Source organism: Desulfuromusa ferrireducens (assembly GCF_055389805.1).
This window is the reverse complement of sequence record NZ_AP042415.1, coordinates 1,328,214-1,343,883: the sequence shown is the minus strand read 5'-3', so window position 1 is coordinate 1,343,883 and position 15,670 is coordinate 1,328,214. Positions and strand designations below refer to the sequence as shown.

The window sequence follows — 15,670 nt, the reverse complement described above, 5'->3', positions numbered from 1 at the left end:
CGGATAGATGTCGACAATAGCGCTTAATGGAAGCCGCTGGTCATAAATGCGTAGATCATCAGGAACAGCAAGACAACCCCGATAAGCACAGCAGTAAAGCCGAAACCCTTGACAAAGAAGTCATAGGCGATGCCACTCGGCTTCTCCTTAACGTAGTCCTCAAGAATGCCTTCTTCTTGATAACGCTTCCACTGATCACCACGCTCTTCGATGAACTCTTCCTTCGGCAGTTCGCCGTTGAAGATAACGAAGTCCATCGGGAACTTCTCCGGACGGCCGTGGGTATTGAAAAAGTGGACGGTGAAGATAAAGCCGGTCGCCAACAGTGCCTCATCCGAGTGGATGATGGTGGCGACGTTAAACACCCAGCCTGGCAGCACCGAGCCGAAGATCTCCGGAAACCAGAGCATCAAACCGGAGCCACCGATGGCGAACATACCCCAGAAGACGGCGATGAAGTCGAATTTCTCCCAGTAAGTCCAGCGATCGAAGGTCGGCTTGGGACCGAGGAACAGGAACCAGCGGACCATGTTAGTGACGTCCTGAATGTCGCGCAGGTTCGGACAGAGCGACTCGGGACCGAACAGGCGCTGGAAGAAGTCAACCGGCGACTGCAGCCTGTAGAACAGGAACTTAGCGCTCATATAGAGTGCAGCGCCGAAGTAAACACCGGTAATAACCGCACCGATCCGATGCAGGAAGGCCGCGACATCAGCACCGCCATAGAAGTTCATCATCACCACGGACCACTGCTGGCCGGCGAACTTGAGCGGGATACCGGTCAGCGACAGCAGCAGGAAGCTGGTGATAACCAGCAGGTGCAGGATGATATGCGTCTTGGTAAAGCGACGATAGATCTTGTGGGCATCCGGGATAACATGATGCTTACCAGCGATCATTTCTCGTTTTTTCTCGCGGTTTTCAACAAAACCACGGAACAACCAGAGCAGGGTGTGGATCCAGAATACTGCAAAGGTACCGAGCAGCAGACCGGTCATGGTGATATAGGTGTAGAAGAGAATCGGGTAATTCTCTTTATCGGTCATCTTGCCGTGCGAGTAGAACTTGGTGAACTGTGTGGTCGAGTTTTCGTGACACTGGGCACAGGTGGCAACCAGGTTATCCGGGTGTAGGCTCGATTTCGGATCGTCATGCGGAAGAATGGCATGAGACGTATGACAATCGGCACAACCAGCGACCAACTCCGGGAAGCCGAGGCGGTAGTTCTTGCCATGATAGCTATCAAGGTAAGTTTCAACAGCGATTCCATTGACACCGTTTTTTTCCATCAACTCATGGTCTGCATGACACTTCTGACAGACATTGGTGTGAAAGGCGCGGGTATCGTGATCGGCGGCATCACCAATTTCTCTGATCTCGTGAAGGTTGTGACAATCGAGACAGGCGGCCGAATCCATGTTACCGGCCTGAATCGCCTTGCCATGAACGGAGGCATGAAAGACTTCATGGGCATCATCGTGACACTCACCGCATTTTGCCGTGGCAATCCGCTTATCGTCATTCCAGGCAGTCTGAGCGTGAATTTCAGAGTGGCAGGAAGCACATTCAATATCATTGAGCTTGTGAACACTGGAATAGTGTTCAGCCGTCTCTGCCTTATGACAGCGGACGCACTTGACAGTTTCGGGCATCAGTTCGCCCTCCATGTGCATGCCGAGATCTGTCAATTCAATGTGGCAGGCCACGCAGCCGTTCATACCATGCACGGAGGCAGCAAACTCCTCCGCTGAAATCACGTCATCATGGCACTCCAGACAAGCCTCTGGTGAAGCGATCAGGTGGTTCTCAGCAAAAGACTGGGAACCTAGCGCCAGAAAAATCAGCGCCAGAAAAATTAGCAACCGGGTCGTTCTCATCAAAACATCTCCTTTTTGAAATGACCTACAGATAAAAGACATCCCTCAAAACGGCAAGCAAACATACCGCTGACCAGGAGTGAGCAGCTCCCGGACACATGAGACATATCAATAGTTAACAGCGTAAATCGATCAGGGACTCGCAAAAACCTAAGAGGCAGTCCAGAGCTACAACCGCCCAGAATTTCTGGAATTTAATACTGGGATAATCTGACAAGGTCTTGGCAATCGCCAACACAACAGAAAACCACCTCTTAACAAAATCATTACAAAAAAAATTAGATGTCATAAATTGACATCATAAAAACAACAGAAAGCCCGAACCGGTCACCATATATGTTTTTTTATATATCAGAGTACGTGAATTCAGCACGAGTTATCAGACAAACATCGCCGCAAATCATAGCACAACCAGCAATTGCCGCAACAAAAAAACCCTGATTCTCGCCTATTTATTGGGTGCTTAGAGAGGACGGGCTAACAAATAAGCAGACCCGCCAAACCAGCGAAATTCCACAAAAAAAGAGGCGGACCCGTTTGGGCCCGCCTCTTTTCAAACACATGTAAGCTGTTCTTACTTCGCGAGAAGTTGAAGAACCTGCTCGGTGAAGGGGTTGGCAAAAAGGATAATCATGGCCACAACGAAGACGTAGATAGCCAGGGACTCGACCATTGCCAGACCGATCATCATGGTGGTCAGGATCTTACCGGAAGCGCCTGGGTTACGGGCAACACCCTCACAAGCAGCTTTGATAGCCATACCTTGACCAATACCGGTACCGACAGTACCAAGACCCATGCCGAGACCAGCTGCGACCATACACCATGCAAAAAATTCCATTGTCATACTCCTTCTGTTTTCAAGTTTTATTGTTCCTATTTTATATAGGACGTTTTTTCGCACCTGCGAAAATGAATCAATCGATAGCCCGAAACTGATCGGGCTGAATAAATTAGTGAGCCTCTTCCAGAGCGCCGGCGATATAGATCATAGCCAGCAGGGTAAAAACGAAGGTCTGGATGAAAGCGACCAGAAGACCCATAAACATCATCGGGATCGGCAGGAACAGCGGCACCAGCATCAAGAAGATCATCAACACGATCTCGTGGCCCCACATGTTACCGAAAAGACGCAGTGTCAGGGACAGCGGACGAGCCAGGTGGCCAATAATCTCGATGATAAAAATCAACGGCGCCAACCACCAGATCGGTCCCATGAAGTGCTTAAGGTAAGCACCGCCATGTTTCTTAAAGCCAACCGCGTGAGTCATGACAAATACGGTCAGCGCCAAGGCAGCATTGGTGTTGAGATTCGCGGTCGGCGGATAGAAGCCGGGGACTAACGCGATCAGGTTCGATACGAGAATAAACAGAGCAAAGGTAGCAATCAGCGGGAAGTAGGCTTTTCCCTCCTTACCCATGGTCTCATCGAGCAGTCCTTCGATACCGGTGACAACAACTTCCATCAGGTTCTGCACGCCGGTAGGTACGATCGTCATAGCGCGGGTGGCCAGAAAGGCAACCACAATCAAAATCAGCATGACCAACCAAGTGTAGGTCACGTGCTCGCCAATGTGCAGATGCAGCTGTTGTTCGATCCACTGCAAAAATAAAAACGGATGAGTCATGGTTTTGCTCTCCTATCTATTTGGAACTTTAATAAAGTCGTTTGACAGTTGCTATCATCAGGTTCAGGACCACCACCGACAGACCGACAACCAAGGCCAGCGGATGAACCCCAGCCCGAACCAATAATAAGTAAATTGCGCTGGCAACAAAAACCAAGCGGAACAAGTAGTTACGCTTGAAACCTTTTGCCGATTGTAGTTGCGGATCATTAATCACCGCCAGCAATGAACGACCAAGCCAGCGGTAATTGATAATGACCAGCATACCACCGGCCAGAACACCGTATGTCACCGGAGGTGATTGCCAGAACAGACTGAGCAAAACCAGAACGATCAGTATTATCCAGTTGCGCCGGGCCATTTCAGCCAGCAGCTGATCATCCTTTTCCGTCACGATCCTTTTCCGCCTGCTGCTCTTCCCGTTTCTGGCGGCGTAATTCCCGAGCCGTTAAAATATAAACGTTACGAAACCCGGAAATAATCCCAATCATCAGAAAAACCAGCGTGAACCAAGGGCGCGTATCCAACCATTGATCCAGGTAATACCCCATAGCCAAACCGATAAAGGTGGCCGCCACCATGGAGATCCCGACACCCGACAGAAAACCAATTGACTTGAAAAGTTCTCGTCTATTTTCTTTATTATCGGTCATCGGTAATTTATAGACAGCACACGCTGCTGCCTTAAAAAGCGGACTTTAAATACCATAGCACCCCCCTGAAGTCAACCGCTTAAAACGGCTTCTCGACCAAAACAAGTCTGTCCCACGGGCCATTTTCTAGAGCGCTGCAAACGATTTCCCCGCCGCTTCAATGGTCTTATCCAAGTCCTCAGTCGAGTGGGCAACACTCATAAAACCTGCCTCAAATTGCGACGGAGCTAAATTAATACCGTTATCGAGCATGTTGCGGAAAAACTTGCCGAAGGTTTCAGTGTCACTGTTCAGCGCATCGGCAAAGGAACTAACCGGCCCATCTTGGAAAAAGGTGCAGAACATGCCACCGACGCGCTGCCAACAAGTGGCAATGGAACTGTTGCCAGTAACCTGCAGCAGGCCCTTTTCCAGATAAGCAGTCTTCTCTTCAATCTGCTGATAGAAACCTTCTTGCTTGATCAGATTAAGCGTGGCGATCCCGGCGCTCATCGCCAGTGGATTGCCCGACAAGGTCCCAGCCTGGTAGACACCGCCGTCAGGAGAAAGACACTCCATAATTTCTGCCTTGCCGCCAAAAGCGCCGACCGGCAAACCACCGCCGATAATTTTGCCCAGACAGACCAGATCACCACGAACGTTGAAACGCTCCTGAGCGCCACCGTAAGCGACCCGGAAACCGGTCATCACTTCATCGATGATCAGCACGATCCCTTCAGCGGTACAGAGCTCGCGCAGCCCTTCGAGAAAACCGGGAGCTGGCGGCACACAGCCCATGTTGCCAGCGATCGGCTCAATGATAATGCAGGCGATCTCTTTATCGTTGGCAGCGACCATCTGCTTGACGTCGTCCAGATCGTTGTAGGTCGCAGTCAGGGTGTACTTGGCAAAAGCAGCCGGCACACCGGGAGAGGTCGGCACACCGAAGGTCGCCAGACCACTGCCGGCCTTAACTAGCAAACTGTCGGCATGGCCGTGGTAACAACCGTCAAACTTGAGGATCTTGTCACGGCCGGTATAACCACGTGCCAGACGGATGGCACTCATCGTGGCCTCGGTGCCGGAAGAGACCATACGGATTTTTTCGATGTTCGGATAGGCGCCACAAACCAGCTCGGCCAGTTCGGTCTCACGCGCGGTCGGTGCACCGAAGGATGCACCACTGGCAGCAGTCTGCTGAATCGCCTCAACCACTTTTGGATGACAATGACCAAGAATCATCGGCCCCCAGGAACCGACATAATCAATATATTCATTTCCGTCAGCATCGTAGATTTTGCTGCCAGCGGCCTTTTCGATAAAAATCGGATTACAGCCGACCGACTTAAACGCCCGAACCGGGCTATTGACTCCCCCAGGAATGACGTTTTTTGCCGCAGAAAACAATGCTTCGGATTGTTGGTGATTCATCTTGAAACTCCCTATAGAAAAAATGGGACTTTAATATCCTGCCCGCCTCGCGTAATCGAGCCAAAAACCAATCCGCTTTCGTTATCACAGGCACCAGAAACTGTCAAGAAAAGCCCCCTGCGAGCGCCCCAAACAACCCTACTTGGTTAATTTCTCGACTCATCAGCATTTCTCGGTATAATAATATACTGTTCTACCAGCCCAAACAGGCCGCTAGGACAAAATGATTTTAGTTGCCTAGCAATTTTTAAATATGGTTCTGCCGGATACCTTGTTCCGGCACTTTTGTCATATCAAAGGAGCCTATCATGAAAAGATGTATCTCTTTGTTTGTTGGCCTGTTCCTGCTGCTGGCCGGCAGCACCTCGGTTTTTGCCTCCGGTTTTGCCCTGATTGAGCAATCGGTTTCCGGCCTCGGCAACGCCTTTTCTGGCGGGGCTGCTAGTGCTGAAGATGCGACAACGGTCTTTTTTAATCCCGCAGGCATGACCCGACTGGAAGGCCAGCAATTTGTTGCCGGTGCGCACGTCATTGTGCCATCGACAAAATTTTCCTATTCGACAGCAACTAATTCAAGTGGTAACCCCCTTGGCACAAACAACGGCGGCGATGGTGGCGTAGTCGGCCTCGCACCCAATCTTTATTACACAAATAAGTTGAACAATAAAATTTACGTTGGCTTAGGGATTAATGCACCATTTGGCTTGTCCACAAAATACGACAAAGACTGGGTTGGTCGTTACCACGCCGTCGAATCTGATGTTTTGACCATCAATATCAATCCATCGCTTGCCTATAAAGCGACCGACAAATTAAGTGTTGGTGCTGGTTTCAATGTCCAGTATATAGACGCCACGCTTTCCAGCATGGTTGATGGCCGAGGACTACTCGCACCCGCCCCGGCAGCGGCGTTCAGTACCCCAACAACCGATATCTTTGTTGAAAACAAAGCCGATGACTGGTCCCTCGGTTACAACGTAGGCCTTCTTTACGAATTCAACGACGCCACCCGACTCGGCTTTGCCTACCGTTCGGAGATAAAACACAAACTCGAAGGAACCACAAAAAGCCAACTTCCACCCGCTTTTGCCGCCAGCCCGTTGGCGCAAGCACTCTTCCCCACCAATCAGGGTGTTAACGGCAAAATCATCCTGCCAGCCTCTGCCTCTCTCAGCCTCTTCCATCAGCTGAACGACAAAGTTGCCATCATGGCAGATATCAGCTGGACAGAGTGGAGTTCATTTAAAAAACTGATGCTCAACTTTGAAGGCGACGGCATTGGCGGTAAACCGAACACAACAACCACGGAAAACTGGGATGACACTTGGCGCTATTCAGTGGGGGCAACCTACCAGGCAACTGAGGCTCTGGCTTTACGAACAGGTATAGCCTTCGATGAAACGCCCATTTCTGACGAATACAGAACGCCACGAATACCAGGTGAAGATCGGCTATGGATTGCCTTAGGTGCAGGCTATAAACTCTCAGAGAACTTGCTACTTGATGCGGCTTATGCTCATCTTTTCGTTTCAGACTCAAAAATGCAAAAGCTAGTATCAACCCCAGAAGACACAACTCGCGGTACAGTCATCGGCGAATTCGAAAACGCCGTCGATATCGCCAGCATTCAAATCAGCTATAAATTCTAAAAAACATCAAACCGACTCCCCCTCCCGCCGAGGGGAAGTTTTTCATTTACACCGACTTGACGTGAACGTAAAAGTAAGCAACAGTTAAATAGACAACAAAAAAGACTCTTCAGCAGCCAATCGATCCTGCTGGTCTATACTTGAACGATAGCTGTCAAAATTAAGATGGCTCTCTTTAGTCTTTGACGGAGGAGAACTATGAGGCAAATCAACCGTGTCGCCGTCCTCGGTGCCGGGGTCATGGGCGCGACCATCGCCGCCCACCTGGCCAACGCCGGACTCAATGTCCTTTTACTCGATATCATCCCCAAACAGCCGAATGCCGCTGAACAGGCCAAGGGGCTGACCCTCGACAGTCCACAGGTACGCAACCGGATTGCGGCAGAGGGCCTAGCCGGTCTGATCAAAATGAAGCCGGCCCCCTTCTATCTGCCACAGTACGCACAGCAAATCGCTATCGGTAATTTTGAGGATGACCTGCCGAAATTAAAAGACTGCGATTGGGTGATCGAGGTGGTCATCGAACATCTGCCGATCAAATTGCAGCTGCTCGAGAAATTGCTGCCGCATTTAGCCGACGACGCGATCCTCAGTTCCAACACCAGCGGCCTGTCGATCAACGCCATGGCCGCAGCGCTCCCTGCCACAGTGCGCAAAAACTTCCTCGTCACCCACTTCTTTAACCCACCGCGCTACATGCGCCTGCTGGAAATTGTTCCCTGCAACGACACCGATCCAGCGGTGGTCAACGGCATGGCCGACTTCATCAGTCGAAGACTCGGTAAAGGGATCGTCTACGCCAAGGACACCGCCAACTTTATCGCCAACCGCATCGGCGTTTACGCCATCTACAAGGGCATTGAACACATGCTGAGAATGGGTATGACGGTCGAAGAGGTCGATGCCATTGCCGGCCCAGCCACCGCCCGGCCCAAATCGGCAGCCTTTCGCACCGCCGATCTGGTCGGCATCGACACGTTGATCCACGTCGGTAACAACTCCTATGAACTGCTGCCGAACGACGAGGAACGCGAGGTTTTCAAAGTTCCCGAGTTTATGGCGAAAATGGTCGAAAACGGACTGCTCGGCAACAAGAGCAAAGCCGGTTTCTACAAAAAAGAAATGGTCGACGGCCAGAAGCAGATTTTTTTCTTCGATTACACCAGCGGCGAATTCAAACCGCTGCAAAAACCGAAATACGCTTCGATTGCCGCGCTGAAACTGGTCGATGACCCGGCACAAAAAATCAAGATGATGGTCGAAGGGCGGGATCAGGCCGCCGAGTATGCCTGGAAAACCCTGCGCGACACCCTGATTTACACCGTTAACCGGATTCCCGAGATCGCCGACGACGTGGTCAATATCGACAACGCCATGAAGTGGGGCTTCAACTGGGAAATCGGCCCCTTCGAAATGCTAGATGCCATCGGCGTTTCAGCCTTCGTCAACCGCGCCGAAAAGGATGGCTTGGCCGTTCCGCCGACCCTGAAAAAAGTCGAGCAGTTCTACCGTTTCAACGCAGCCGGACAGAAAGAATACTTTGATCTGCTGACCGACCAGTTCAAGCCGTTGCCACTCAAGCCTGGGCAGATCAATCTGCAGATTCTGAAAAAGACCTCTGGTGTCGTCGAGAAAAACAGCAACTGCTCGATCATTGATCTGGGGGATGGCGTGTTCGGCTTCGAATTCCACTCGAAGATGAATTCGATCAGCGGCGATATCCTCTCCATGACCCACAAAGCGATCAAGCGCGCCGAAAGCGAAGGGGTCGGACTGGTGATCGGCAACCAGGGCGTCAACTTCTCGGTCGGTGCCAACCTGATGCTGCTCGCCGTCGCTCTGGCCGAAGGGGCTTATGAGGATATCGACATGATGGTGCGCGCCTTCCAGAAAGCAACCATGGCGGTCAAAATGGCCAAGGTGCCGGTGGTCGCCGCGCCCTTCGGCATGACCCTCGGTGGCGGCTGCGAATTTTCCCTGCACGCCGACGCTATCAACGCTTATGCTGAAACCTATATGGGGCTGGTCGAAATCGGCGTCGGCATCCTGCCGGCTGGTGGTGGCACCAAAGAAATGTGCCTGCGCTCGGTCGAACTGGCGCAACAGTTCGAAACCGACGTCTCCCCTTTCATCTTCAAACATTTTAAACAGATCGGCATGGCGACCGTCGGCATGGGAGCCGCGGAACTCTACGGACTGAACTACATGCGGCGCGGTGACAGCATCAGCATGGATCTGGATCGCCTGATTGCCGATGCCAAACAAAAAGTTCTCGCCCTGGCGAGTAACTATCGCCAACCGACCTGGGCCGAAAACATTCCTGCACCGGGACGCAGTATTGCCGCCAGCATCAAAAGCCAGATGTGGAACCTGAAAATGGGCGGTTTCGCCACCGAGTACGAAGCCGAAATCGGTGGCATTATCGCTGACGTCATCTGCGGTGGCGATGTCCCGGCCGGGACACCGATTTCCGAAAGCTATCTGCTGCAATTGGAACGCGAAGCTTTCCTCAAGCTCTGTGGCAATAAAAAGACCGCCGAACGGATTCAGCACATGCTGAAAAAAGGGAAACCGTTACGCAATTGACCCATCTTTAACGGGCAACCGTTCACGACCGCGGGCGACCCACCGGGTCGCCCCTACGGAGGACACAGATGAACACAGCCTATATACTCGCTGCTTACCGCACCCCCACCTGCCGGGCAAAAAAAGGCGGTTTTAAAGATATGCGCCCCGACGATCTGGCCGCAGCAGCCATCAGCGGACTGGTTAAACGCACCGGCATCGATCCAATGACCATTGATGATGTGATCCTCGGTTGCGCCTTTCCAGAAGGGGAGCAGGGCATGAATGTCGCCCGCATCGCCAGCCTCAAAGCGGGCCTCCCCTATCAGGTCCCAGCCCAGACGATCAACCGCTTCTGCTCCTCCGGGCTGCAATCGATCGCCCTGGCGGCCGAGCGGATCATCGCCGGCTTTGCCGACTGCATCGTCGCCGGCGGGACTGAATCGATGACCACCGTTCCGATGGGCGGCAACAAGTACAGCGCTAACCCGGGCCTGGTCGCCGAATATCCTGAGACTTTCGCCGGCATGGGCATCACCGCCGAACTGCTGGCCGACAAATACCAGATCTCACGCCAAGAACAGGATGACTTCTCGGTCGGCAGTCACCAAAAAGGTGCGTCGGCGATTGCTGCCGAAACCTTTGTCGATGAAATCATCCCGGTCGAAGTAGAAACAACAACCATCAGCAATAACAAGCTACAAAAAAGCAAAAAGCTGATCGACATTGATGACGGCGTACGCGCCGATACCAACCTCGCCGGACTGGGAAAACTGCGCCCGGCCTTCAAGTTGAATGGCTCGGTCACCGCAGGCAACAGCTCGCAGATGAGCGACGGTGCCGCTGCGGTGCTGGTGGTTTCTGCTGCCTTCCTCAAGCAACTCGGCAAAGATCCGCTGGCCCGCTTTGTCGCCTTTGCCGTAAAAGGCGTCCCGCCGGAGATCATGGGCATCGGTCCGGTCGAGGCGATTCCTGCCGCGCTAAAAATGGCCGGTTTACAGCAAAACGACATCGGTCTGCTCGAATTGAATGAGGCCTTTGCCGTACAAGCGCTCTCGGTCATCAAAGAACTCGATCTGAACCCGGAGATTATCAACGTCAACGGCGGTGCCATTGCCCTCGGTCACCCCTTGGGCTGCACCGGCAGCAAACTGACCGCGACCCTGCTGCACGAAATGCGGCGACGCGACACCAAGTACGGCATGGTCAGCATGTGTATCGGCGGCGGTATGGGAGCGGCGGGGATTTTCGAAAAACTTTAAAGAAACCATAACCACAAAAGGTGTTGAGAGCATGCTAGAAAAACTCCGCGTTCGGCGTCTTTTGTGGTTCAAGAATCTTCTACCGGAGGTACTCAGATGACAAAAAAAATCCTCAAAGGCGGCGAATTTCTGATAACGGAAACTCCCAGTGCAGACGTCTTCACCCCGGAGGATTTTTCCGACGAGCAACGCGCCATCGCTGATACCACCGAACAGTTTGTCGACAACGAACTGCTGCCGAAGATTGATGAAATCGATCAGCAGAACTTCGATCTGGTCATCGAAGGGATGCGCAAATGTGGCGAGCTTGGTCTGCTGATGATCGACGCCCCCGAAAAGTACGGCGGCCTGGAACTGGATAAAGCGACCAGCATGCTGGTCGGTGAAAAGATCGCCCCGTCCGGTTCCTTCTCCGTTGCCTTCGCCGCCCACACCGGCATCGGCACCCTGCCGCTGGTCTACTACGGCACCGAAGCACAAAATCAGCAGTACCTGGAAAAACTGATCAGCGGCGAATGGCTGGCCGCCTACTGCCTGACCGAACCGGGCAGCGGTAGCGATGCCCTCGGCGCACAAGCCTCAGCAATCCTCTCTGATGATGGGAGCCACTACATTCTCAACGGCACCAAGCAGTACACCACCAACGGCGGATTCGCCGATCTGTTCACCGTCTTTGCCAAAGTCGACAAGCAACAGTTCACGGCCTTTCTAATCGAAAGAACCTTCGACGGACTGATCATCGGCCCGGAAGAGAAAAAGATGGGCATCAAGGGCTCATCGACCACCCAGGTGATTCTCGATAACTGCAAGGTCCCGGTCGAAAACATCCTCGGCGAGATAGGTAAAGGGCACAAGATCGCCTTCAATGTGCTCAACGTCGGGCGCTTCAAGCTCGCCGCCTGCGTTACCGGCGCTGCCAAAAATGCGCTGATGGAAGCACTCAAGTACGGCAACGAGCGCAAACAGTTCGGCAAAACCATCGCCTCCTTCGGTGCCATCCAGGAAAAAATCGCCAACATGAGCGCCGATATTTTCGCCTCTGAATCGCTGGTCTACCGCTTGGCCGGTCTGCTCGACGACAAGCTGGCAACCATCGACAAGGGGATCGACAACTATTACGTCGAGTACCAGAAAGGGATAGAGGACTACTCTGCCGAGTGTGCCATATCCAAGGTCTTCTGCTCCGATGTCCTTGCGCGCGTGGTTGACGAAGTGGTGCAGATCTTCGGCGGCTACGGCTTCTGCAGTGAGTACCCGGCCGAGCGCTTTTATCGTGACGAACGGATCAATCGCATTTTCGAAGGCACCAACGAGATCAACCGACTATTGACCACCGGGATGATTCTGAAGAAATCCATGAAGGGTGAGCTGCCACTACAGGCCGAAGCGATGAAGGCCTTCGAAGCCTTGATGACCCCCTCCTTTGAGGAGCTGGATGACTCGATTCCGTTTATTGCCGAAAAGACCCTGCTGCAGAACCTTAAGACTCTATACCTCATATTGGCAGGAAGTGCTGTTCAGAAATTTATGCTAAAGCTTGAAAATGAACAAGAAATCCTGATGGCGGCGGCAGATATTTCCATCCAGATTTTTGCCATTGAAAGCAGTGTGCTGCGCGCCGAAAAAATCCTGCCGACACTGAGTGCGGCCAAGCAAGAGCAACTTAAAGCGGTGGCCAAGGTGTTCACCTTCAACGCCACCGAAGAAGCAGCCAGTGCGGCGAAGAAGTGTGCTTACTTTATTGAAGAGGGTGACAACTTATTGATGCTGTTGTCTGGGGTGCGGCGCTTTACTAAGTATGATGCGACGGGGTTGTTGCAGGCGAAGCGGGTTGTTGCAGCTGCGGCGATTGACGCTGAAAAATACATCTTTTAAAGGCTAACACCGGCGGGTTCCGGCCCGCCAACCGGGTTCATTTTCTTTGTGTCGACAAAGAAAACAGAACCAAAAGAAAACGCCCCCAATGCCTCTGCCCGCGTTGCGGGAACCTGCGCTCCATAGTTATTTGGGGGCCGCTCCCATGCGCTACGCTTAACCTCGCGGCAAACCTACCCAAAGAACTACTCCACTCCGGCAGAAGCATAGGGGATGGGAAGGCAAAAGCAGAAAAAACAATTGAAATTCAGTAGCACGCCTATTCAACGACCCCGTGTGACACGGCCGCAGAGCAGTGAAGCGGTGCAGGGTTTCGAAGAAAAACTGTTTGAGCCGCAGGCGAGTTTTTTTATGGGCTGCACAGTAGAACGGAACGGAGGGAACCCGCTGCAAGCGGGCAAGGAGTTCGGGCGCCTTTCTTTGCTTCGTTTCTTTGGGCGCACAAAGAAATGAAGGCGTCGCGCGGGGCCTCAACCCCGCGATCTTGACCTTGCTTTTTCCCCACCCAAAAGGGCAAAATCAAAACCTGCCCTCTTTCAATATAAACGAGACCAATTAATGATCCCAACTCAACACACCATCAACACCATCTACCCCGTCGGCCCGGTCCACTGCTACAGCAGCGAAATCGCCGGTGAACTGATCCTCTTCGACACCGGCCCCCCCACCGAAGAAGCCAAACAGTACCTGCAAAACAACCTCGATCTGAAAAATCTAAAACGCATCCTGCTCACCCACTGCCACATCGACCACTACGGGCTGGCCGCCTGGCTGGAACGGGAATACGGCGCCACCATCTATATCCCCTATCGCGACAGCCTCAAAATCGCCAACCACGGCAAACGACTCGACGGTATGGCCGGGCTGCTCGGTGAGGTTGGCTTCAGCCCAGAGTTCATGAGCGCCTTTCGCGCCGATATGGACAGCGATTCGGTCTTTCCCGACATTCCACAAAACTTTAAGATCGTCGAACAGGATCTACCGACCGAGTTTGGCATCGAGGTGCTCACCTGCCCGGGGCATTCACAAAGCGATCTGGTTTATGTCGGCGAAAACTGGGCAATCACCGGCGACACCATGCTGCGGGAAATCTTCCAGTCGCCGCTACTCGATATCGACCTGCTGACCGGGCAACGTTTCAGCAACTACAACGCCTACTGCGAAACGATCGTCAAACTGGCCGGCCTGCGCAACAAACAGATCCTTCCCGGCCACCGCAAGTTCATCATCGGCGTTGACTTCAATATTTGTTTTTATACTGGCAAGCTGCTCGAACGCGCCAGCCGCAGCAAAAAGTTCTCTCCGCAAATGAGCGCGCCTGAAGTGGTAGAAAAACTGTTCGGCGATGCGGTCAAAGAGCCATTCCTTAAATACCTGAAAGCATCGGAAATTGTCTTTATTCGCGATTTCCTTGCCGATCCACAACGGCTGAAAAATTCTTTGGAAGCGATCGGCCTGTTCCAACAACTGGCCGAACCCTTCCTACTGGCAACAGGAGGAGATAGTGGGGCATCAAGTCGGGAGTAAAAGCAGTATTGTTCCACTGATTGACCGTCTCAACAAATACCCGGTCGGACTGCCCGACAGCGACAAGTTACGCGAAATCCTCAGCCTGCTGTTTGACGAACGCGAGGCCTATATCGCCTCGCGCTTTCCCCTCGAAGAAGCAACCCTGGCAGAAATCTCCCAAGCGACAAAAATCGACACCGAGGTGCTGGCCCCTCAACTGGAGCAGATGGCGGAAAAAGGGCTGATTATGGACCTGCCCTATCACGGCGAAACTTATTACCTGTTGATGCCCGGCTTGATCGGTTTTTTCGAATTCAGCTTTATGAAGCTGCGCGACGACATTCCACAGACCGAAGTTGCCCAGTTGATGCACGACTACCTGCACGACAACCCACACGGCGGGATGGCCAAAGAATTCTTCGACAGCAAAACCCCGCTGACCCGCTCGCTAGTCTATGACGATCAAATCCCGGTCGGCTCGGAAGTGACCAGCTATGAAAACGCCCGGCAGATTATTGAGCAGGCCAGTTTCGGCGCCGTCGGCCTCTGCTACTGCCGCCACAAAAAACAGCACCTGCAGCAGTCCTGCGATAAAGGTGCCCCGATGGAAGACATCTGCATTTCCCTCGGCACCGGCGCCCGTTTTCTGGTCCGGCGCGGCTTCGCCAAACAACAGACCACCGAACAGCTGCTGGCGATTCTCGATCAAGCCCGAAAGCTCGGCCTAACCCACATCACCGACAACATCCGCCATAAACCAGCCTTTATCTGTAATTGTTGTTCCTGCTGCTGTGAACTGATGGCCGGCGTACAGATGGGTTACCACCAGGGGATCGCCAAGGCACCTTTTATTGCCGAAGTGGACGCTGAATGCTGCAGCAGCTGCGGCCTCTGCCTGACAACCTGTAATGTCGGCGCACTGATCAGTGGCGGAGAACAACAACCGGTGCAACTACAGGAACAGGTCTGCCTCGGCTGCGGAGCCTGCCTGTCGGCTTGCAAACAGGATGCATTGAGCTTGAGTGAACGGCCGGAAAAACAGACGCCACCGCGCACGCGCATCGACATGATGAAAAACCGCCTCTTTGAACGGGGACGGGCAACGCCGTTTATCGTCAGCGGGATGAAGAAAGACCTGCGCAGACTGATGTCGGGGAAAAAAGGCAAGGGCTTTAAGGTGCCGTAACCTTGGGCTTATATTTTCAATCAGCAGAAGCGACAAAGGGGCAAGCAAAACATCCC

General features: G+C 52.8%; 13 protein-coding genes. 7 read left to right on the top strand and 6 right to left on the bottom strand.

Annotated features, from left to right (window positions below; genetic code table 11):
- Positions 1-23 precede the first annotated feature (23 nt).
- The 6 genes from ACZ5PT_RS06155 to hemL all read right to left on the bottom strand — a co-directional run bounded on the left by ACZ5PT_RS06155 (position 24) and on the right by hemL (position 5,568).
- Complete coding sequence (locus ACZ5PT_RS06155) at positions 24-1,877, bottom strand: cytochrome c3 family protein (protein ID WP_464265931.1); 1,854 nt, start codon at positions 1,875-1,877, stop codon at positions 24-26.
- Between the two features lie 574 nt (positions 1,878-2,451).
- Positions 2,452-2,718 carry an ATP synthase F0 subunit C gene (atpE, locus tag ACZ5PT_RS06150; protein ID WP_464265930.1) on the bottom strand — a complete coding sequence of 89 codons (267 nt, stop codon included), beginning with the start codon at positions 2,716-2,718 and terminating at the stop codon, positions 2,452-2,454.
- A gap of 112 nt (positions 2,719-2,830) precedes the next feature.
- Positions 2,831-3,505, bottom strand: coding sequence for a F0F1 ATP synthase subunit A (gene atpB, locus ACZ5PT_RS06145; RefSeq protein ID WP_464265929.1), 675 nt, complete (start codon positions 3,503-3,505; stop codon positions 2,831-2,833).
- 28 nt (positions 3,506-3,533) lie between these two features.
- The gene (locus ACZ5PT_RS06140) at positions 3,534-3,899 is read right to left on the bottom strand and encodes an ATP synthase subunit I (RefSeq protein ID WP_464265928.1); all 366 of its coding nucleotides are present in this window, start codon (positions 3,897-3,899) and stop codon (positions 3,534-3,536) included.
- Positions 3,883-4,158 carry an AtpZ/AtpI family protein gene (locus tag ACZ5PT_RS06135; RefSeq protein ID WP_464265927.1) on the bottom strand — a complete coding sequence of 92 codons (276 nt, stop codon included), beginning with the start codon at positions 4,156-4,158 and terminating at the stop codon, positions 3,883-3,885. Before ACZ5PT_RS06135 ends, ACZ5PT_RS06140 begins: the two co-directional genes overlap by 17 nt.
- A 126-nt stretch (positions 4,159-4,284) precedes the next feature.
- On the bottom strand, positions 4,285-5,568 hold the full coding sequence (hemL, locus tag ACZ5PT_RS06130; protein WP_464265926.1) for a glutamate-1-semialdehyde 2,1-aminomutase: 1,284 nt from the start codon (positions 5,566-5,568) through the stop codon (positions 4,285-4,287).
- A 308-nt stretch (positions 5,569-5,876) separates the two neighbouring features.
- On the opposite strand from hemL, the gene ACZ5PT_RS06125 reads away from it, so the two are divergent.
- From ACZ5PT_RS06125 to ACZ5PT_RS06095, 7 genes are all read left to right on the top strand, one after another.
- Positions 5,877-7,217: an OmpP1/FadL family transporter gene (locus ACZ5PT_RS06125; protein WP_464265925.1), complete on the top strand. Its 1,341-nt coding sequence runs from the start codon at positions 5,877-5,879 to the stop codon at positions 7,215-7,217.
- Between the two features lie 198 nt (positions 7,218-7,415).
- A complete protein-coding gene (locus ACZ5PT_RS06120; protein ID WP_464265924.1) occupies positions 7,416-9,803 on the top strand; it encodes a 3-hydroxyacyl-CoA dehydrogenase/enoyl-CoA hydratase family protein in 2,388 nt (795 codons plus the stop codon).
- Positions 9,804-9,871: 68 nt separating this feature from the next.
- Entirely contained in the window at positions 9,872-11,044 is a 1,173-nt protein-coding gene (locus ACZ5PT_RS06115; protein ID WP_464265923.1) for an acetyl-CoA C-acyltransferase, read from the top strand.
- Positions 11,045-11,140: 96 nt separating this feature from the next.
- The gene (locus tag ACZ5PT_RS06110) at positions 11,141-12,919 is read left to right on the top strand and encodes an acyl-CoA dehydrogenase family protein (protein ID WP_464265922.1); all 1,779 of its coding nucleotides are present in this window, start codon (positions 11,141-11,143) and stop codon (positions 12,917-12,919) included.
- Between the two features lie 213 nt (positions 12,920-13,132).
- Complete coding sequence (locus ACZ5PT_RS06105) at positions 13,133-13,372, top strand: hypothetical protein (RefSeq protein WP_464265921.1); 240 nt, start codon at positions 13,133-13,135, stop codon at positions 13,370-13,372.
- Positions 13,373-13,477: 105 nt separating this feature from the next.
- Entirely contained in the window at positions 13,478-14,446 is a 969-nt protein-coding gene (locus tag ACZ5PT_RS06100; RefSeq protein WP_464265920.1) for an MBL fold metallo-hydrolase, read from the top strand.
- Positions 14,424-15,614, top strand: coding sequence for an ATP-binding protein (locus tag ACZ5PT_RS06095; protein WP_464265919.1), 1,191 nt, complete (start codon positions 14,424-14,426; stop codon positions 15,612-15,614). Before ACZ5PT_RS06100 ends, ACZ5PT_RS06095 begins: the two co-directional genes overlap by 23 nt.
- The last annotated feature ends 56 nt before the right edge of the window (positions 15,615-15,670 follow it).